Source organism: Variovorax paradoxus (assembly GCF_009498455.1).
Lineage (GTDB): Bacteria > Pseudomonadota > Gammaproteobacteria > Burkholderiales > Burkholderiaceae_C > Variovorax > Variovorax paradoxus_H.
Genome location: NZ_CP045644.1, coordinates 205,649 through 225,255 on the forward strand (window position 1 = coordinate 205,649; position 19,607 = coordinate 225,255).

Sequence of the window (19,607 nt, forward strand, 5' to 3'; positions counted from 1 at the left end):
GTTCGCGACCGGAGGTCAGAGCGAGCCCTTGGTCGAGGGGATGACGCCGACGGAGCGAGGATCGAGCTCCAGCGCGCCGCGCATGGCACGGGCGAAGGCCTTGAACACGGTTTCGCACTGGTGGTGCGCGTTCACGCCCTTCAGGTTGTCGATGTGCAACGTGACGAAGGCGTGGTTCACGAAGCCCTGGAAGAACTCGTAGGTGAGCTGGCTGTCGAAGGTGCCGATCATGCCGCTGGTGAAGGGCACGTGCATCACGAGGCCCGGGCGGCCCGAGAAGTCGATGACGACGCGGCTCAGCGCTTCGTCCAGCGGCACATACGCATGGCCGTAGCGGCGGATGCCCTTCTTGTCGCCGATGGCCTGGGCCACGGCCTGGCCGAGCGTGATGCCCACGTCTTCCACCGTGTGGTGGCCGTCGATGTGCAGGTCGCCCTCGCAGTGGATGTCCAGGTCGATCAGCCCGTGGCGGGCGATCTGGTCGAGCATGTGATCGAAAAAGCCGATGCCCGTGGAGAGCTTGGCCTTGCCGGTGCCGTCGAGGTTGACGCTGACCGTGATCTTCGTCTCGGCGGTGTTGCGGGAGACCGTCGCAATGCGATCGGTGCTGCCCGGGGTCGTGGGGGTGGTCATAGTGAGGCTTCGAGCGCCGCCAGCATCTGCGCGTTCTCGTCGGCCGTTCCGACGGTGAGGCGCAGGCAGTTGGCGAGCAGTTCATGCATTTTAGAAACGTTCTTCACCAGCACCCCGCTGGCCTTCATGCCCTCGAAGGTACGGGTGGCATCGGGCACGCGCAGCAGGATCATGTTGGCGTCGCTGGGCCAGGTCTTCACGCCCGGCAGACGGGCCAGCGCGGCCATCAGCTGGTCGCGCCCTTCGCGGATCTGGCGCGCCTGTGCCTCGAACACCGCGGCGTGCTCCAGCGCGAACAGCGCGGCCTCGCAGTTGAGCACGCTGATGTTGTACGGCGGGCGCACCTTGTCGATCTCGGCGACCAGCGCGGCGGGGCCCATGAGGTAGCCCAGGCGGATGCCGGCCAGGCCGAACTTGCTCAGCGTGCGCATCAGCAGCACGTGGCGGTGCTTCGCGAGCCGGTCGATGTAGCTGCGGGCGGCGAAGGGCTGGTAGGCCTCGTCGATCACCACCAGGCCGCCCTGCGCGCCCTGGGCCTGCACGATCTTCTCGATGACGGCGTCGTCCCAGAGGTTGGCGGTCGGGTTGTTCGGGTAGGCGAGGTAGACGATGGCCGGCTTCTCGCGCGCGATGGCGGCCAGCATGGCGGCCTCGTCGAGTTCGAAATCGGCCGTGAGCGGCACGCCGACGAAGCGCAGGCCCTGCAGCTGGGCGCTCAGGGCGTACATGACGAAGCCGGGCACGGGCGCAAGCACGGCGGCGCCGGGCTGGTCGCAGGCGATGCCGAGCAGCGAGATGAGTTCGTCCGAGCCGTTGCCTAGCATCAGCCCGAAGCCTTCGGGCAGGCCCGCGTGCGCGGCCAGCGCGCGCTGCAGGTCGGCGCCGCGGTCGCCGGGGTAGCGGTTGAGCGCCAGCGCGCCCAGGCGCGCGCCCAGTTCGGCCTGCAGCGCGGGCGGCAGGCCGTAGGGGTTCTCCATCGCATCGAGCTTGAGGAAGCCGCGCGCGTCCTGCACCGCGTAGGCGTGCATGGCGCGCACGTCGGCGCGGATGCGGTCGAGCGGCAGACGGTTGTCGGAAGCGGAAGAGTCGGAAACGGTCATCGGGTGCAGCGGTAGCTGTTGCGGAGGGCGCCGGCCATGACCAGTTGCACGGGCATGTCGGCTTCGTAGCTGTCGGCGTGGCGGCTCAGCTCGGTCTGGTAGAGCGAGCGGGCCATCGCGGGTTCGAGGCGGCGGCCCTCGACGCAGAACGTCGGCAGCTGGCCGTTGCGCTGTGACGATTCGACGCCTTCGCGCAGGCCTTCGAGCACGCCGACGAGGTAGTAGCTGGCGTAGGCCTTGCCGTCTTTTTCACCGGCTTCGAGCGTGCGCAGCTCGCGGATGCTCATGGCCTGCGCACCGACGCCGATCACGCCGGCCGCCAGTGCGAGCAGCAGCGCCGGCAGGCGCGGCAACAGCAGGACGGCGGCGCGTTGCATGGCCTCGCTGCTTACTTGCGGTAGCGCGGCGCCGGGGCGTACGCGCCGTCGGCCGGGAAGGCGCTGGGCTGCGACGGCGAGGCATCACGGCGCGTGCGGCGCGGCACATTCGGCTCCTCGAGCTCGAACAGCGCGGCGCCGATGACGCCGATGTTGCGCACGTCACCGGCCTCGGTGTTGGCGGCGTAGGCACGGCCCGGCGTGGCGAAACGGAAGGCGGCCACTTCGCTCTGGCTCTTGCGGAAGCCCTCGATGTTCAGGGTCTGCTGCGGGCGCAGCACGTAGCCGCCGTTGCGCAGGCTACCGGGCTTGCCGTTGAGCACGTCCAGGCCGTCGACGGTGGCGATCACTTCGTAGCTGCGGTCGCTGAGGTTGCGAAAGCGCAGCGTGTAGCGCGCGCCTTCGACGCCGGCGAGGCGGAACATGTCATTGCCGCTGCGGCGTGCGCGCTGCAACGGCAGCGGGCGGTCGTTCTCGTCGAGCACCGACCATTCGATGTCGCCCTGGGCCAGCTGCAGGTTGAGCCGGCGCTCGGGGTTGCTGCCCACGTCGCGGCGCACGGCGGACGCTTCGTTGTAGCCCACCGAAGCCACGTCGTCGGGCTGGTCGGACAGGCGCTTGGCAGCCACCGTGCGGGTCTTCGATTCGATGCCTTCGCCCCATTGCGTGCCCAGTTGTGCGGGCGCGGGGGCGGCGCTGGGGGTTGCCGACATCGCGGCCGTCTGGGTGCGCGTCTGCGGCATCTGGGTGCAGGCGGCCAGCAAGGCGGCACCTGCAACGAGGCCGGTGGCGAACCGGAAAAATCGCGAACGATAGAGGCGTTGAATCATCTGGCGTGCTCCTCCCTGAAGCGGGGTTGTTGGAGCCTCAGATCTTACGCAGGCGCATGCGCGCGGCTTCGGCGTGCGCCTGCAGGCCTTCGCCTTCGGCCAGCGTGACGGCGATCGGGCCCAGCACCTGGGCGCCGGCCTCGCTCACCTCGATGAGGCTGGAGCGCTTCTGGAAGTCGTACACGCCCAGCGGGCTCGAGAAGCGCGCAGTGCCGCTGGTCGGCAGCACGTGGTTCGGGCCGGCGCAGTAGTCGCCCAGGCTCTCGCTGGTGAAGGCGCCCAGGAAGATCGCACCGGCGTGGCGCAGCAGCGGCTCCCAACGGCCCGGTTCGCTGCTGCTCACTTCGAGGTGTTCGGGCGCGATGCGGTTGCTGATCTCGCAGGCCTCTTCCATGCTCTTCGTGTGGATCAGCGCGCCGCGGCCGTTGAGCGAGGCAGCGATGATCTCGGCGCGCGGCATGGTCGGCAGCAGGCGGTCGATCTCGGCCTGCACGCGGTCGATGTAGGCGGCGTCGGGGCACAGCAGGATGCTCTGGGCCAGTTCGTCGTGCTCGGCCTGGCTGAACAGGTCCATGGCCACCCAGTCGGGCGGCGTGGAACCGTCGGCCAGCACCAAAATTTCGCTCGGGCCCGCGATCATGTCGATGCCCACGGTGCCGAACACGCGGCGCTTGGCAGCGGCCACGTAGGCGTTGCCGGGGCCGGTGATCTTGTCGACGGCCGGGATGGTGGCCGTGCCGTAGGCCAGCGCGGCCACGGCCTGCGCGCCGCCGATGGTGAAAGCGCGGGTGACGCCTGCCACGTAGGCGGCGGCCAGCACCAACTGGTTCTTCTCGCCGTTCGGCGTGGGCACGACCATGATGATCTCGCCCACACCCGCGACGTGCGCGGGAATGGCGTTCATCAGCACGCTCGACGGGTACGCGGCCTTGCCGCCCGGCACGTAGATGCCCACACGGTCGAGCGGCGTGACCTTCTGGCCGAGCAGCGTTCCGTCGGCGTCGCGGTAGCTCCAGCTTTCGCCAGAGGCCTTCTTCTGCGCCTCGTGGTAGCTGCGCACGCGGCGCGCAGCGGCTTCGAGCGCGTCGCGCTGCACGGCGGGCAGCGCTTCGAAGGCGGCCTTCAGCTCGGCCTGCGTCAGCTCCAGCGCGGGCAGCGTCTTCGCGTCGAGCTTGTCGAAGCGGTTCGTGTACTCGAGCACCGCGTCGTCGCCACGCTTGCGCACATCGGCGAGGATGTCGGCCACCACCTTCTCGATCGCAGCGTCCGCGTCTGCGGACCAATGCAGCCGCGCCTTGAATTCAGCGTCAAAGCTGGCTGAGTTCGTGGACAGTCGGGCGGGGGCTGCTTGCAGAGTCATGGGCGTGAGGTTCAGGCGGAAGGAATGGCTGACGCGAAGGCGTCGATGATGCGGCGGATGGGTTCGCGCTTGAGCTTGAGCGCGGCCTGGTTGACGACCAGCCGGGCGCTGATGTCCATGATGCGCTCCACCTCGACGAGGTGGTTGGCCTTGAGCGTGTTGCCGGTCGAAACCAGGTCGACGATGGCGTCGGCCAGGCCCGTGAGCGGCGCCAGCTCCATGCTGCCGTAGAGCTTGATCAGGTCGACGTGCACGCCCTTGCTGGCGAAGAAGTCGCGCGACAGGCCCACGTACTTGGTGGCCACACGCAGGCGCGAGCCCTGCTTCACGGCCGAGGCGTAGTCGTAGTCGTTGCGCACGGCCACGCTGAGGCGGCAGGCCGCGATGCGCAGGTCCAGCGGCTGGTACATGCCCTGGTTGCCGTTCTCGAGCAGCACGTCGAGGCCGGTCACGCCCAGGTCGGCGCCGCCGTACTGCACGTAGGTGGGCACGTCGGAGGCGCGCACCAGCACCACGCGCACGTCGGGGCGGGTGGTTTCGAGGATGAGCTTGCGCGACTTCTCGGGGTCTTCGGTGACCTCGATGCCGGCAGCGGCCAGCAGGGGCATCGTCTCTTCGAAGATGCGGCCTTTGGAAAGAGCCAAAGTGATCATGCGGCGGCTCCCGTCAAGCGTTCAATGTCGGCACCGAGGCCGCGCAGTTTCGATTCCATGCGGTCATAGCCCCGATCGAGGTGATAGATGCGGTCGACCAGCGTCTCGCCGTCGGCCACGAGGCCGGCGATGACGAGGCTGGCGGAGGCGCGCAGGTCGGTCGCCATCACGGTGGCGCCCGAGAGTTGTTGCACGCCCTCGACCATCGCGACCTTGCCTTCGACGTGGATGCGCGCGCCCAGGCGCACCATCTCGTTCACGTGCATGAAGCGGTTCTCGAAGATGGTCTCGGTGACCATCGAAGCGCCGCGCGCAATGACGTTCAGGGCCATGAACTGGGCCTGCATGTCGGTCGGGAAGCCGGGGTATTCGGTGGTGCTGAAGCTCTGCGCCTTCAGGTGGTCGTACGCGGGGCCCAGCGAGCCGATGCGGATGCCGTCGGGTTCGGTCACGACGGTGCAGCCGGCGTCGCGCAGCTTGTCGATCACGGCGTCGAGGTGGTCGCCGCGCGCATGGCGCAGGAAGGCCTCGCCGCCCGTGGCCGCCACGGCGCACAGGAAGGTGCCGGCTTCGATGCGGTCGGCCACCACGGCGTGCTCGCAGCCGTGCAGCTTCTCGACGCCCTGGATGCGGATGTGGCTGGTGCCGTGGCCTTCGATCTTCGCGCCCATGCGGATCAGCATTTCGGCCAGATCGATGATCTCGGGCTCTTGCGCGGCGTTCTCGAGCAGCGTCTCGCCCTCGGCCAGCGCGGCGGCCATGAGGAAGTTCTCGGTGCCGGTGACGGTGACCATGTCGGTCAGGATGCGCGCACCCTTCAGCCGCGTGCGACCCTCGGGCAGGCGCGCGACCACGTAGCCGTGCTCGACCAGGATCTCGGCGCCCATGGCCTGCAGGCCCTTGATGTGCTGGTCGACCGGCCGCGAGCCGATGGCGCAGCCGCCGGGCAGCGACACCTTGGCGTGGCCGAAGCGCGCCAGCAGCGGGCCCAGTGCCAGCACCGAGGCGCGCATGGTCTTCACGAGTTCGTAGGGAGCCTCGGGATTGCCGAGTGCGCCGGCGTTCAGGCGCACGGTGCCGTTGTCGTCGGCCTCGGCCGTCACGCCCATGTTGCGCACCAGCTTGAGCATGGTCGACACGTCCTGCAGGCGCGGCACGTTGTGCAGCACCACCGGCTGGTCGGTCAGCAGCGCCGCGCACAGCTCGGGCAGCGCGGCGTTCTTGGCGCCGGAAATGAGCACTTCGCCGCGAAGCTCACGCCCGCCGCGAATCAGAAGTTTGTCCATGAAGGATCCAGCGAAATCAGGAGGCCCGCAGGGGCAGGAAAGTCATTTGCCCACTGCCGCCCATTCGGCCGGCGTGTAGGTCTTCATCGAGAGCGCGTGCACCTCGTCGGTGTGCATTTTCGCACCGAGGGTGGCGTAGACCCGCTGGTGGCGCTGGATGGCGCGCTTGCCCTCGAACTCGGCCGAGACGATGGTCGCGTACCAATGTCGGCCGTCGCCCTCGAGCGTGATGTGCTCGCACGGCAGATGGGCAGCGATGATGGTCTGGAGTTCGTCAGCGGTCATGGGGTCTTGGACGTCGCGGTCAACCGCGGATTTTGTAGCCGATGCGCAGGAGGTGAACGGCAATCGCGCTCACCACCAGCCAGGCGGAACCGACGATGCCGAAGCTCAGCCAGGGCGAGGCATCGCTCACCCCGAAGAAGCCGTAGCGGAAGCCGTCGATCATGTAGAAGAAGGGGTTCAAATGGCTCACGCTCTGCCAGAACGGCGGCAGCGAACCGATCGAATAGAACACGCCCGACAGGAAGGTCATGGGCATGATCAGGAAGTTCTGGAACACGGCCATCTGGTCGAACTTCTCGGCCCAGAGCCCGGCGATGAGGCCGAGCGTGCCCAGCATGGCCGAGCCCAGCAGCGCGAAGACCAGGATCCAGACCGGCGCCACGAAGCTCGGCACGGCGAAGAAGATGGTCACGGCGAACACGCCCACGCCCACCGCCAGGCCGCGGATCACCGAGGAGCCCACGTAGGCGAAGAACCAGCCCCAGTGCGACAGCGGCGTGAGCAGCACGAACACGAGGTTACCCATGATCTTGCTCTGGATGATCGAGGACGAGCTGTTCGCGAACGCGTTCTGCAACACGCTCATCATCACGAGGCCGGGGATCAGGAACGCCGTGTAGCCCACGGTGCCGTAGACCGTCACGCGGCCTTCGAGCACATGGCCGAACACCATGAGGTACAGCAGCGCGGTGAGCACCGGCGCACCGACAGTCTGGAAGCCGACCTTCCAGAAGCGCAGCGTTTCCTTGTAGAGCAGCGCGCGCCACCCGGTGACGGCCATCATGAGACCCCCTTGCACGGCACTGCGTGTCCGTGCTTCCCCCCGAGGGGGAGCTTCGCTTGCTTGGGGCGGCCCGGCGCGGCGCTCATCGCGACACCTCCAGCGGCGTCTGCTCGCCCGCCATCAGGTCGATGAACACGTCTTCCAGGTCGGCCTTGCGCATTTCCACGTCTTCCACCGCGACGCCGGCTTCGCGGATCGCGGCCAGCAGTTGTTCGACTTCATGCGCGTTCTGCGCCGGCAGCTGCACGATCCGCCCGGTGATGCGCGCGTGCTGGGCGATGGCCCAGGGCAGCATCGCGTCGGTCTTGAAGCGCAGCACGTTGCTCGCGGCCGACTTCAGCAGCTCGCTGGTGCGGTCCAGCGCGATCACCTTGCCGAGCTTGAGCATCGCGATGCGGCTGCACAGCGCCTCGGCTTCTTCGAGGTAATGGGTGGTCAGCAGCACCGTGCTGCCCTGCTTGTTGAGCCGGGCGACGAACTGCCAGAGCGTCTGGCGCAGCTCGACGTCGACACCGGCCGTGGGCTCGTCGAGCACGATGACGGGCGGCTTGTGCACCAGCGCCTGCGCCACCAGCACGCGGCGCTTCATGCCGCCCGAGAGCTGGCGCATGTTGGCGGTGGCCTTGTCGGCCAGGCCCAGGCTTTGCAGCAGCTCGTCGATCCAGGCTTCGTTGTTCTTGATGCCGAAGTAGCCCGACTGGATGCGCAGCGACTCGCGCACGTTGAAGAAGGGGTCGAACACCAGCTCCTGCGGCACGATGCCGAGCTGGCGCCGGGCTTCGGCGTAGTCGCGCTGCACGTCGAAACCGTGCACGCTGATCGCGCCCGCCGTGGGCCGCGACAGGCCCGCGAGCATGCTGATGAGGGTGGTCTTGCCCGCGCCGTTGGGGCCGAGCAGGCCGAAGAACTCGCCCGGCTCGATCTGGAAGGAAACCTCGTCGACCGCACGCAGCCCTTGCTTGCCTTGGGCGCGTTGCTGACGGGAGGGAGGGTAGGTCTTGGAGACCGACTGGAATGAGATCGCGGGCATGGGAGCCCGCGATTTTACGGGGCCGTTACTTTTTCAGGGCGCAGCGGGCAAAAGGCCCGCGATGCCGTACAGGGCAGCCAACTCGCGCAGGCGGGGAGAAAGGCCCTTGACGGAAAAGCTGCGACCCAGCGCGCTCGATTCGCGCCGGCACTCGAGCAGCACTGCCAGTGCGGAGGAATCGAACTGGGCCAATGGCGTGGCATCGACCACGGTGGACGTCGAGTCGGTCTGGCCCTTGAGCCCCTGCTGCAGCATGCGCATGCAGGCAGGAGCCTCGTCGTGGGTGAGTCGGGAGGGAAGGACCAGCATGGCGTGCGCCCGTCAGCCCTTGCCGTTGCCCTTGTTGCGCGCGGCCAGCGCGGCAATCAGGCCATCGATGCCGTTCTTGTTGATTTCTTGCGCGAACTGGGTGCGGTAGGTATCGACCAGCCAGACGCCCAGCACATTCAGGTTGTAGACCTTCCAGCCGGCGCCCTGCCCCGGCGTCTTTTCGAGGCGGTAGTCGAGCTGCACCGGATCGCCGCGGCCCTTGACCTCGGTGCGCACGAGCACGTCGGTGTCGGTGGCCGCGCCGCGGAACGGGCGGATGGTGACGGTCTGGTCGCTCACCTGGTCGAGCGCGCCGGCGTAGGTGCGCACCAGCAGGGTCTTGAACTCGTCCTGCAGGCGCTTTTGCTGCTCGGGCGTGGCCTGGCGCCAGGCCGGGCCGACGGCCGAGGCGGTCATGCGCTGGAAGTTGACGTTGGGCATGATCTTGCTGTCGACCAACAGCATGATCTTGTTGATGTCGCCGGCCTTGATCGACGAATCGGCCTTGATGGTCTCGAGCACGTCGGTCGACAGGCGCTTGACGAGCGCGTCGGGAGCCTCGTCGGCCGCGAATGCGGGCTGGTGCACGAAGGCGGCGGCGGCGCCGAACAGCAGCGCGCCGGCCAATGCCAGGCGGCCCATGTCGCGTCGTTGCAGCAAGATCTTGTTGTTCATGGTGAGTCCCTCAGGTTGATTGTCTTCCCTGCACGGTGCAGCCAATGGCCCCGTGCTGAGACAGGAACGGTTTCGACAGGCCTCAGGCCGACCGGGTTCCTGAAGCGGAGGTGAAGCCTTGCAACCGGATGCAAGCAGGCTTCCCATCCGCCACGCCGCCATCACTTGCCGGCGTTGTCGTCGTCCGGCGGATTGCCGTCGTAGACCTGGTTGCGGCGGCGCTGCAGGAACGCATCGCGCGTGAACGAATACTTGTCGAGCGCGGCTTCGCCGAGCAGGCGGGTCGCGCCCAGGTAACGCGAACGGGTGTCCACGACACGCAGGCCCGACAGCGAATTGCGCCAGGCGATGTCGTGGATGTGGCCCTGCGCGTCACCGTACATGTCGACCGGCCGGGCGATCGTGTCCCGCAGCGTGGAGGGGCCGAACAGCGGCAGCACCACGTACGGACCGGCGCCCACGCCCCAGTAGCCCAGCGTCTGGCCGAAGTCTTCCTCGTGGCGCGGCAGGCGCGCCTCGGAGGCGACGTCGAGCAGGCCGCCCAGGCCGAAGAAGGTGTTGACGTTCAGCCGCATGAAGGTTTCGGCGCTGTTCTGCAGCTTGAGCTGGGCCACGTTGTTGGCCAGGCTCCAGACGTCGCCGAGGTTGCTGAAGAAGTTGGTCACGCCCTGGCGCACCAGCGAAGGCACCACGTTCTGATACGCAGTGGCCACGGGCTCCAGCACGGCTTCGTCGACGGTGTCGTTGAAGCGCGTCATGCCGCGGTTGTACGGCTCGAAGGGGTCGGTCGGGCTCGCGCCAGATCCGGTGGCGCATCCGGCGACGAATGCGAAGCCCAGGGTTGCAGCGGCCCAACGGGCGGAATTAGCTACACTTTTGATAGCAGTCGACGAAAAAAGTCGTGTGGTCATTTCTTATTGGCTGTTCCTGGCCCCGTACTCCCGTCGGCGGCCTTGCTGTACAGGAACTGGCTGATCAGGTTCTCCAGCACCACGGCCGATTGGGTCGCAGTGATGGTGTCGCCGGCTTGCAGGTTCTTTTCCTCGGCGCCCGCCTCGATGCCGATGTACTGCTCGCCGAGCAGGCCACTGGTCAGGATCTTGAGCGAGCTGTCCTTGGGAAAACTGTAACGGTTTTGCAGCGCCAGCGTCACATCGGCCTGAAAGGCCTTGTCGTTGAACGCGATGGATTCCACACGACCGACCACCACACCAGCGCTCTTGACCGCCGTCTGGGGCTTGAGCCCGCCGATGTTGTCGAAGCGCGCGGTGACCGTGTAGGTCTTCTGGAAGTTCAGGCTCAGCAGGTTGGCCGACTGCAGCGCCAGGAACAGCAAGGCGGCGCCGCCGATCAGCACGAACAGGCCGACCCAGATGTCGTTGGTGGAACGTTGCATGGTTTGCACTCTCTGTCTAGAACGATGGGGCCGGGGCCCCTTTAGATACTGAACATCATGGCGGTGAGCAAGAAATCGAGCCCCAAGACCGCCAGCGACGCCATGACCACGGTCCGCGTGGTCGCGCGCGACACGCCTTCGGGCGTCGGTTGGGCCTCGAAGCCCTGCAGCAGCGCGACGAAGGTCACGGTGAAGCCGAACACGATGCTCTTGATGACGCCGTTGCCGACGTCACGCCAGACATCGACACCGCCTTGCATCTGGCCCCAGAACGCGCCCGGGTCGACGCCCAGCATGATCACGCCCACGACGTAGCCGCCCATGATGCCGACCGCGCTGAACACGGCCGCCAGCAGCGGCATGGTGATGACGCCGGCCCAGAAGCGCGGCGCGAGGATGCGCTGCACCGGGTCGACCGCCATCATCTCCATGGCGCTCAACTGCTCGTTGGCTTTCATCAGACCGATTTCGGCCGTCAACGAAGTCCCGGCCCGGCCGGTGAACAGCAACGCTGCCACCACGGGCCCGAGTTCGCGCACGAGACTCAGCGCGACCAGCAGGCCGAGCGCTTCAGAGGAGCCGTAGCGCTGCAGCGCGTAATACATCTGCAGCCCGAGCACGAAGCCCACGAACAGCCCCGACACGCCGATGATCGCGAGCGAGTAGTTGCCGAGGAAATGGATCTGGTCACGCACCAGCCCGAAGCGGCGCATGATCTGCGCGCCCGGACCGAGCAGGCGCAGGAAGAGCTTGGCGCCGTGGCCCATGCCAGCCAATTGACTGCGCACGGCAAAGCCGACATCGGCGGGCTTCCACCAGCTCATGACCGCCCTCCTTCGCCGTTGCCGAAATCGTCTTCAATGCTGACGCCCGGGTAGTGGAAGCGCACCGGCCCATCGGGCAGTGCGTTGACGAACTGGTGCACCAGCGGATCGGCGCTTTCGCGCACCTCCTCGGGCCGCCCCTGCGCGGCGATGCCGCCGTTGGCCAGCACGATCACGTGGTCGGCGATTCGGAAGGTTTCTTCGAGGTCGTGCGACACGATGATGCTGGTGAGGCCGAGCGCATCGTTGAGCTGGCGGATCAACCGCGCGGCCGTACCAAGCGAGATCGGGTCGAGCCCCGCAAAGGGCTCGTCGTACATGACGAGGTCGGGGTCGAGCGCGATCGCACGGGCCAGCGCCACGCGCCGCGCCATGCCGCCTGAGATCTCGCTGGGCATCAGGTCGCGCGCGCCGCGCAGGCCGACGGCATCGAGCTTCATGAGCACGATGTCGCGCACCAGTGCTTCCGACAATTGCGTGTGCTCGCGCAGCGGAAAGGCCACGTTGTCGAACACGCTGATGTCGGTAAACAGCGCGCCGAACTGGAACAGCATGCCCATGCGGCGCCGCGCCGCATACAGCGTCGCGACATCGAAGCGGCCGACGTCTTTGCCATCGAACAGCACTTCACCGCGCTGTGCGCGTTGCTGGCCGCCGATCAGGCGCAGCACGGTGGTCTTGCCGCCCCCCGACGCCCCCATCAGTGCCGTCACCTTGCCTCGCGGCACGGAGAACGACACGCCGTCGAGGATCGCGCGCGCGCCGTAGCCGAACGAGACATCGCGGAATTCGACGAAGGAGGAAGACGGTGGTGTGGCTGGGTCCATCACAATAAAAAAGCCGGGCGCCCTGAGAGGCATCCCGGCATGCGGTTTCCGCGGATGATAACGGGGCCGCGAACGGCGCCGCTTCACTGAAACAAAAATCAGCGTGGTAAGTCGCTGAATCCCATCAAAAATTCGTCGACCGAGCGCGCAGCCTGCCGGCCTTCGCGAATTGCCCACACCACCAGTGACTGTCCGCGACGAATGTCACCAGCTGCGAATACCTTGGGCACATTTGTAGCGTAGCCGCCAATGAAGTCGACCGTGGCGCGCGCGTTGCCACGGGCGTCCTTCTCGACACCGAAGGCGTCGAGCACGGTGGCCACGGGGCTGATGAAGCCCATGGCGAGCAGCACGAGGTCAGCCTTGAGGATCTGCTCGCTGCCGGGCACTTCCTGCATCTTGCCGTCCTTCCATTCGACGCGCACGGTCTTCAGGCCGGTGACCTTGCCCTTTTCGCCGATGAACTCCTTGGTCGAGATGGCGAACTCGCGCTCGCAACCTTCTTCATGGCTGGAGCTGGTGCGCAGCTTGATCGGCCAGTAGGGCCAGGTCAGCGGACGGTTCTCTTCTTCGGGCGGCTGCGGCATCAGTTCGAACTGCGTGACGCTCACGGCGCCATGGCGGTTGCTGGTGCCCACGCAGTCGGAGCCGGTGTCGCCACCGCCGATCACGATCACATGCTTGCCTTCGGCGCGCAGCTGGCCCTTGACCTTGTCGCCCGCGTTGACGCGGTTCTGCTGCGGCAGGAACTCCATCGCGAAATGGATGCCGTCGAGGTCGCGGCCCGGCACGGGCAGGTCGCGCGATTGCTCGGCGCCACCGGTGAGCACCACGGCGTCGAAGTCTTTCTGCAGCTGCTCGGGCGTGATGGTTTCCTTGGCGAGGTTGGTCACCTTGGAGCCCTTGCCCAGCGGGTCTTTCGCGGCACCGACCATGACGCCGGTGCGGAAGGTCACGCCTTCGGCCTTCATCTGCTCGACGCGGCGATCGATGTGCGACTTCTCCATCTTGAAGTCAGGGATGCCGTAGCGCAGCAGGCCGCCGACACGGTCGTTCTTCTCGAACAACGTGACGTCGTGGCCTGCGCGCGCGAGCTGCTGCGCGGCGGCCATGCCGGCCGGGCCGGAGCCCACCACGGCGACCTTCTTGCCGGTCTTGTGCTTGGCAACGCGCGGTGCAACCCAGCCCTCGTCCCAGGCGCGGTCGATGATCGCGTGTTCCAGCGACTTGATGCCGACCGCGTCGTCGTTCACGTTGAGCACGCAGGCGGCCTCGCAAGGTGCGGGGCAGATGCGGCCGGTGAACTCGGGGAAGTTGTTGGTCGAGTCGAGCACCGCGAAGGCGTTCTGCCAGTCGTCGCGGTACACGAGGTCGTTGAAGTCCGGAATGATGTTGTTGACCGGGCAGCCGCTGTTGCAGAACGGCGTGCCGCAGTCCATGCAGCGTGCGCCCTGCACCTTGGCCTGGTCGGTGTTCAGGCCGACGACGAATTCCTTGTAGTGCTTGACGCGTTCTTCGACGGGCTTGTAGCCCTCTTCGACACGCTCATGCTCCATGAAGCCGGTGATTTTTCCCATCGTGCTGTCCTCTGTTCTTCGTATCTATGGCGCGCTCAGACGGCGGCCGTGGCGGGCGCAGCCAGTGCGTGCGGCTCGAGGCCCACGTGGGCGTTGTTGCCACTGCTGGCCAGTTCGACCTGGCGGTCGTGCAGTTCGGCCAGGGCGCGCTTGTACTCGTTCGGGAACACCTTGACGAACTTGGTGCGCGACTCGGCCCAGGTGTCGAGCAGTTCGCGCGCGCGCTTGCTGCCGGTCCAGCGGTGGTGCTCTTCGAGCAGCTTCTTCAGCTGTGCTTCGTCGGTCTCGCCGCCGTGCCAGATCTTGCGATGCACGCTGGCGGTTTGCTCGGCCGAGGTCAGCACCTTGTCGAGCGACACCATCGAGAGGTTGCAGCGCGTGGCGAACTGGCCGTCCTCGTCGTAGACGAAGGCGACGCCGCCGCTCATGCCGGCCGCGAAGTTGCGGCCCGTCTTGCCGAGCACGGCCACCGTGCCGCCGGTCATGTACTCGCAGCCGTGGTCGCCGGTGCCTTCGATGACCGCCGTGGCGCCCGACAGGCGCACCGCGAAGCGTTCGCCGGCCACGCCACACAGGTAGGCCTCGCCGGTGGTCGCTCCGTACAGCGCGGTGTTGCCGACGATGGTGTTGCGTGCGGCTTCACCGCGGAAGTCCAGGCTGGGGCGCACCACCACGCGGCCGCCCGAGAGGCCCTTGCCGGTGTAGTCGTTGGCGTCGCCGATCAGATACAGCGTGATGCCGCGTGCCAGGAAGGCGCCGAACGACTGGCCGCCGGTGCCTTCGAGCTGGATGCGGATCGAGTCGTCGGGCAGGCCTTGCGGATGCACCTTGGTCAGCGCGCCCGAGAGCATCGCGCCCACCGAACGGTTGACGTTGCGCGCCACCTCGATGAACTGCACCTTCTCGCCCTTGTCGATGGCGGGACGCGACTTCTCGATGAGCTTCACGTCGAGTGCGCGCTCGAGGCCGTGGTCCTGGTTCTCGACGTGGTAGCGCGGCACGTCGGCCGGCACGATCGGCAGCGCGAACAGGCGGCTGAAATCGAGGCCCGAGGCCTTCCAGTGCTCGATGCCCTTGCGCATGTCGAGCAGGTCGGCGCGACCGATCAGGTCGTCGAACTTGCGGATGCCCAGCTGGGCCATGATCTGACGCACTTCCTCGGCAACGAAGAAAAAGTAGTTGACGACGTGCTCGGGCTTGCCCGAGAACTTCTTGCGCAGCAGCGGGTCTTGCGTGGCCACGCCCACCGGGCAGGTGTTCAGGTGGCACTTGCGCATCATGATGCAGCCCTCGACCACCAGCGGTGCGGTCGCAAAGCCGAACTCGTCGGCGCCCAGCAGCGCGCCGATGGCGACGTCGCGGCCGGTCTTCATCTGGCCGTCGGCCTGCACGCGGATGCGGCTGCGCAGGCGGTTGAGCACCAGCGTCTGCTGCGTCTCGGCCAGGCCGATTTCCCACGGGCTACCCGCGTGCTTGATCGACGACCAGGGCGAAGCGCCCGTGCCGCCGTCATGGCCGGCGATCACGACGTGGTCGCTCTTGCACTTGGCCACGCCCGCGGCGATGGTGCCGACGCCGATTTCGCTCACCAGCTTCACGCTGATGCTGGCGTGCGGCGCGGTGTTCTTCAGGTCGTGGATCAGCTGGGCCAAGTCCTCGATCGAGTAGATGTCGTGGTGCGGCGGCGGCGAGATGAGGCCCACGCCCGGCACGGCATAACGTTGCTTGCCGATGTACTCGGTGACCTTGCCGCCCGGGAGCTGACCGCCCTCGCCCGGCTTGGCACCTTGCGCCATCTTGATCTGGATCTGGTCGGCCGAATGCAGGTACTCGGCGGTGACGCCGAAGCGGCCCGACGCGACCTGCTTGATGCGCGAGCGCAGCGAGTCGCCGTCGTTCAGCGGCAGGTCGACCTCGACGTTGGCCGCGCCGATCACGCTCTTGAGCGTGTCGCCCTGCTTGATCGGGATGCCCTTGAGTTCGTTGCGGTAGCGCGCCGGGTCTTCACCGCCTTCGCCCGTGTTGCTCTTGCCGCCGATGCGGTTCATGGCAATGGCGAGCGTGGCGTGCGCCTCGGTGCTGATCGAGCCCAGCGACATCGCGCCGGTGGCGAAGCGCTTGACGATCTCGGCAGCCGCTTCGACCTCGTCGACAGGAATGGCCTTGGCCGGATCGATCTTGAACTCGAACAGACCGCGCAGCGTGAGGTGACGGCGGTTCTGGTCGTTGATGAGCTGCGCGTATTCCTTGTACGTGTTCCAGTTGTTGGAGCGCGTGCTGTGCTGCAGCTTGGCGATGGCGTCGGGCGTCCACATGTGCTCTTCGCCGCGCGTGCGCCATGCGTATTCACCGCCGGCGTCGAGCATGTTGGCGAGCACCGGGTCGTCGCCGAAGGCGGCCTTGTGCATGCGGATGGCTTCTTCGGCAATCTCGAAGACGCCGATGCCTTCCACGCGGCTGGCGGTGCCGGTGAAGTACTTGTTGACGGTCTCGGTGTTCAGGCCGATGGCTTCGAACAGCTGAGCGCCGCAGTAGCTCATGTAGGTGCTGACACCCATCTTCGACATGATCTTCGACAGGCCCTTGCCGATGGCCTTGACGTAGTTGTAGACCGCCTTCTCGGCGCTCAGGTCGCCCGGCAGGTCGGCGTGCATGGCCGCCAGCGTTTCCATCGCGAGGTACGGGTGCACGGCTTCCGCGCCGTAGCCGGCGAGCACGCCGAAGTGATGCACTTCGCGCGCCGAGCCGGTCTCGACCACGAGGCCCGCGGTGGTGCGCAGGCCCTCGCGCACGAGGTACTGGTGCACGGCCGAGAGGGCCAGCACGGCGGGAATCGCCACTTGCGTCGGGCCCACGCCGCGGTCGCTCACGATCAGGATGTTGTGGCCGCCCTTGATGGCGTCGACCGCTTCAGCGCACAGCGAGGCCAGCTTGGCTTCGACGCCTTCATCGCCCCAGCCCAGCGGGTAGGTGATGTCGAGCACGTAGCTCTTGAACTTGCCTTGCGTGTAGGTGCCGATGTCGCGCAGCTTCGCCATGTCGGCGAAGTCGAGAATGGGCTGGCTCACTTCGAGCCGCATCGGCGGATTGACCTGGTTGATGTCCAGCAGGTTCGGCTTGGGGCCGATGAAGGACACGAGCGACATCACGATCGCTTCGCGGATCGGGTCGATCGGCGGGTTCGTGACCTGCGCGAACAGCTGCTTGAAGTAGTTGTACAGCGGCTTGTTCTTGCTGGAGAGCACGGCCAGCGGGCTGTCGTTGCCCATGGAGCCGATGCCTTCTTCGCCGGCTTGCGCCATCGGGCTCATCAGGAACTTGATGTCTTCCTGGGTGTAGCCGAAGGCCTGCTGGCGGTCGAGCAGCGCCACCTGGCTCACAGGAATCGCGGCTGGTTCGGCCTTGACGCTGTCGAGCTTGATGCGCAGGTTTTCGATCCACTGCTTGTAGGGCTTGCTGTTCGCGAGGGTGGACTTGACCTCCTCGTCGTCGATCATGCGGCCCTGCTCCAGGTCGATGAGGAACATCTTGCCGGGCTGCAGGCGCCACTTGCGCACGATCTTCTGCTCGGGCACGGGCAGCACGCCCGACTCCGAGGCCATGATGACCAGGTCGTCGTCGGTCACGCAGTAGCGCGAGGGGCGCAGGCCGTTGCGGTCGAGCGTGGCGCCGATCTGGCGGCCGTCGGTGAACACGATGGAGGCCGGGCCGTCCCACGGCTCGAGCATGGCAGCGTGGTACTCATAGAACGCGCGGCGGCGCGTGTCCATGGTGGCGTGCTGTTCCCAGGGCTCGGGAATCATCATCATCACGGCCTGGCTGATGGGGTAGCCTGCCATCGTCAGCAGCTCGAGGCAGTTGTCGAAGGTGGCGGTGTCGGACTGACCGGCGAAGCTGATCGGGTACAGCTTCTGCAGGTCGGCGCCGAGCACGGGCGACGACATCACGCCTTCGCGTGCCTTCATCCAGTTGTAGTTGCCCTTGACCGTGTTGATTTCGCCGTTGTGGGCAACGTAACGGTACGGGTGGGCCAGCGGCCACTCGGGGAAGGTGTTGGTCGAGAAGCGCTGGTGCACCAGGCCCAGGGCCGAGACGCAACGCTTGTCTTGCAGGTCGAGGTAGTACGTGCCCACCTGGTCAGCCAGCAGCAGGCCCTTGTAGACCACGGTGCGGCTGGACATGCTCGGAACGTAGTATTCCTTGCTGTGCTTGAGCTTCAGGCGCTGGATGTTGGCGCTCGCGGTCTTGCGGATCACGTACAGCTTGCGCTCCAGCGCGTCCTGCACGATCACGTCGTTGCCGCGGCCGATGAAGATCTGGCGCAGCAGCGGTTCTTTTTCGCGCACGGTGGGCGACATGGGCATGTCGCGGTTGACCGGCACATCGCGCCAGCCCAGCAGCACCTGGCCTTCGGCCTTGATGGCGCGTTCCATCTCTTGTTCGCAGGCTTCGCGCGAGGCGTGCTCCTTGGGCAGGAAGATCATGCCGACGCCGTATTCGCCGGGCGGGGGCAGCGTGACGCCCTGCTTGGCCATTTCTTCGCGGTACAGCAGGTCGGGCAGCTGGATCAGGATGCCGGCGCCGTCGCCCATCAGCTTGTCGGCGCCGACGGCGCCGCGGTGGTCGAGGTTCTCGAGGATCTTCAGACCCTGCAACACGATGGCGTGGCTTTTCTCACCCTTGATATGGGCGACGAAGCCGACGCCGCAGGCGTCGTGCTCATCGGCACCGGAATACAGACCGTGTTCTTGGAGGTGTTGAATCTCGGCAGCCGTCGTCATGGCGCGCTCCTTCAGTTTTCGCAGGGAAAGGGAGCATATTGCGATGCACAAAGAATGCCAAACACTTTAATGGGGGTCAGATTCCTATTAAATGTTGAGTTTTCTGGTCAGAATTTAATTGGGGACATATCAAAAATAGAAGCACGAATCCCAACACGTATGCGGCATCTCGCCGTTTTCAGACTTGATCTTTGGGGGATGCAGGCGGCCGCCCGGCCTTGGCCTTGATGACGCGGCGCTCGGTGGACTTCTGCAACGTGTCCAAAAAGCCACCATCGCCGGCCGCCCAGCCGCGCAGGGTGGCGTCGGTCAGGGCCTGCTGATCGGCTGCGCGGACGCCGCCACGCACCAGTTCGGCATACGCCGCCTCCCGCGCGAAGGGCGTGTTGCCGAGTTCCCAGTACAGCGGATGCGGGGTCAGCAGCCGGTCCTGCCGCAGCCCGGCGTAGTGGCCGTGGCTGGACCAGGGGAAGTCGCGCGCCTCGGCGACCATGCCGGCGCGCACCGGGTTCAGGTCGATGTAGGCCATGCAGGTCAGCAGGTAGCGCTCGGTCTGGATCAGGGTCGATCTGTAGCGCCCTTCCCACAAAGTGCCGCTGCGGCCGTGGCGGTCGTTGAAGTAGCGCACGTAGCTGCGCCCGACCGCCTGCATGAACTGCGGCAGGCCCGTGGTGCTGTCGGGCGTGGCCAGCAGGTGGAAGTGGTTGTCCATCAGCACGTAGGCGTGCAGCGCAATGCCGAAGCGCGCGGCGTTCTCGGCCAGCAGGCCGAGCAGCTTCTCGTGGTCGGCACGGTCGACAAAGATCGGCTGGCGGTTGTTGCCGCGCTGGATCACGTGGTGCGGCATGCCGGCCAGCGTGAGACGGGGGAGACGGGCCAT

The 19,607-nt window shown here is 66.6% G+C and carries 19 protein-coding genes; all 19 read right to left on the reverse strand.

What is annotated here, in order from left to right; translation table 11 throughout:
- Positions 1 to 15 precede the first annotated feature (15 nt).
- The 19 genes from hisB to GFK26_RS01010 all read right to left on the reverse strand — a co-directional run bounded on the left by hisB (position 16) and on the right by GFK26_RS01010 (position 19,607).
- Positions 16 to 633, reverse strand: a complete 618-nt coding sequence (gene hisB / locus GFK26_RS00920) for an imidazoleglycerol-phosphate dehydratase HisB (RefSeq protein ID WP_153280446.1) — start codon at positions 631 to 633, stop codon at positions 16 to 18.
- A complete protein-coding gene (gene hisC, locus GFK26_RS00925) occupies positions 630 to 1,733 on the reverse strand; it encodes a histidinol-phosphate transaminase (protein ID WP_153280447.1) in 1,104 nt (367 codons plus the stop codon). Before hisC ends, hisB begins: the two co-directional genes overlap by 4 nt.
- The gene (locus GFK26_RS00930; protein WP_153280448.1) at positions 1,730 to 2,110 is read right to left on the reverse strand and encodes a hypothetical protein; all 381 of its coding nucleotides are present in this window, start codon (positions 2,108 to 2,110) and stop codon (positions 1,730 to 1,732) included. The genes hisC and GFK26_RS00930 overlap by 4 nt, the downstream gene beginning before the upstream one ends.
- 11 nt (positions 2,111 to 2,121) lie before the next feature.
- Positions 2,122 to 2,940 carry a hypothetical protein gene (locus GFK26_RS00935; RefSeq protein WP_153280449.1) on the reverse strand — a complete coding sequence of 273 codons (819 nt, stop codon included), beginning with the start codon at positions 2,938 to 2,940 and terminating at the stop codon, positions 2,122 to 2,124.
- Between the two features lie 37 nt (positions 2,941 to 2,977).
- A complete protein-coding gene (gene hisD / locus GFK26_RS00940; RefSeq protein WP_153280450.1) occupies positions 2,978 to 4,300 on the reverse strand; it encodes a histidinol dehydrogenase in 1,323 nt (440 codons plus the stop codon).
- Positions 4,301 to 4,311: 11 nt separating this feature from the next.
- Positions 4,312 to 4,953 (reverse strand): ATP phosphoribosyltransferase, encoded by a 642-nt coding sequence (gene hisG / locus GFK26_RS00945; protein ID WP_116912190.1) that lies wholly within the window; start codon positions 4,951 to 4,953, stop codon positions 4,312 to 4,314.
- The gene (murA, locus tag GFK26_RS00950) at positions 4,950 to 6,239 is read right to left on the reverse strand and encodes a UDP-N-acetylglucosamine 1-carboxyvinyltransferase (RefSeq protein ID WP_153280451.1); all 1,290 of its coding nucleotides are present in this window, start codon (positions 6,237 to 6,239) and stop codon (positions 4,950 to 4,952) included. The genes hisG and murA overlap by 4 nt, the downstream gene beginning before the upstream one ends.
- A gap of 42 nt (positions 6,240 to 6,281) precedes the next feature.
- Positions 6,282 to 6,524, reverse strand: coding sequence for a BolA family protein (locus GFK26_RS00955; RefSeq protein ID WP_153280452.1), 243 nt, complete (start codon positions 6,522 to 6,524; stop codon positions 6,282 to 6,284).
- Positions 6,525 to 6,543: 19 nt separating this feature from the next.
- Positions 6,544 to 7,308 carry an ABC transporter permease gene (locus tag GFK26_RS00960; RefSeq protein ID WP_153280453.1) on the reverse strand — a complete coding sequence of 255 codons (765 nt, stop codon included), beginning with the start codon at positions 7,306 to 7,308 and terminating at the stop codon, positions 6,544 to 6,546.
- Between the two features lie 82 nt (positions 7,309 to 7,390).
- Positions 7,391 to 8,338 (reverse strand): ABC transporter ATP-binding protein, encoded by a 948-nt coding sequence (locus tag GFK26_RS00965; RefSeq protein ID WP_056572761.1) that lies wholly within the window; start codon positions 8,336 to 8,338, stop codon positions 7,391 to 7,393.
- A gap of 33 nt (positions 8,339 to 8,371) precedes the next feature.
- Positions 8,372 to 8,647: an STAS domain-containing protein gene (locus tag GFK26_RS00970; RefSeq protein WP_099795298.1), complete on the reverse strand. Its 276-nt coding sequence runs from the start codon at positions 8,645 to 8,647 to the stop codon at positions 8,372 to 8,374.
- A 12-nt stretch (positions 8,648 to 8,659) separates the two neighbouring features.
- Entirely contained in the window at positions 8,660 to 9,322 is a 663-nt protein-coding gene (locus GFK26_RS00975; RefSeq protein WP_153280454.1) for an MlaC/ttg2D family ABC transporter substrate-binding protein, read from the reverse strand.
- A 161-nt stretch (positions 9,323 to 9,483) separates the two neighbouring features.
- Positions 9,484 to 10,233 carry a VacJ family lipoprotein gene (locus GFK26_RS00980; protein ID WP_153280455.1) on the reverse strand — a complete coding sequence of 250 codons (750 nt, stop codon included), beginning with the start codon at positions 10,231 to 10,233 and terminating at the stop codon, positions 9,484 to 9,486.
- Complete coding sequence (gene mlaD, locus GFK26_RS00985) at positions 10,230 to 10,718, reverse strand: outer membrane lipid asymmetry maintenance protein MlaD (RefSeq protein ID WP_153280456.1); 489 nt, start codon at positions 10,716 to 10,718, stop codon at positions 10,230 to 10,232. The genes GFK26_RS00980 and mlaD overlap by 4 nt, the downstream gene beginning before the upstream one ends.
- Before the next feature lie 41 nt (positions 10,719 to 10,759).
- Positions 10,760 to 11,542 carry a lipid asymmetry maintenance ABC transporter permease subunit MlaE gene (gene mlaE, locus GFK26_RS00990; RefSeq protein ID WP_153280457.1) on the reverse strand — a complete coding sequence of 261 codons (783 nt, stop codon included), beginning with the start codon at positions 11,540 to 11,542 and terminating at the stop codon, positions 10,760 to 10,762.
- On the reverse strand, positions 11,539 to 12,402 hold the full coding sequence (locus GFK26_RS00995; protein WP_153280458.1) for an ABC transporter ATP-binding protein: 864 nt from the start codon (positions 12,400 to 12,402) through the stop codon (positions 11,539 to 11,541). Before GFK26_RS00995 ends, mlaE begins: the two co-directional genes overlap by 4 nt.
- Before the next feature lie 65 nt (positions 12,403 to 12,467).
- The gene (locus tag GFK26_RS01000; protein ID WP_153280459.1) at positions 12,468 to 13,946 is read right to left on the reverse strand and encodes a glutamate synthase subunit beta; all 1,479 of its coding nucleotides are present in this window, start codon (positions 13,944 to 13,946) and stop codon (positions 12,468 to 12,470) included.
- A 35-nt stretch (positions 13,947 to 13,981) separates the two neighbouring features.
- Positions 13,982 to 18,727 (reverse strand): glutamate synthase-related protein, encoded by a 4,746-nt coding sequence (locus tag GFK26_RS01005; RefSeq protein WP_153280460.1) that lies wholly within the window; start codon positions 18,725 to 18,727, stop codon positions 13,982 to 13,984.
- A gap of 178 nt (positions 18,728 to 18,905) precedes the next feature.
- Complete coding sequence (locus tag GFK26_RS01010) at positions 18,906 to 19,607, reverse strand: transposase (protein ID WP_153280461.1); 702 nt, start codon at positions 19,605 to 19,607, stop codon at positions 18,906 to 18,908.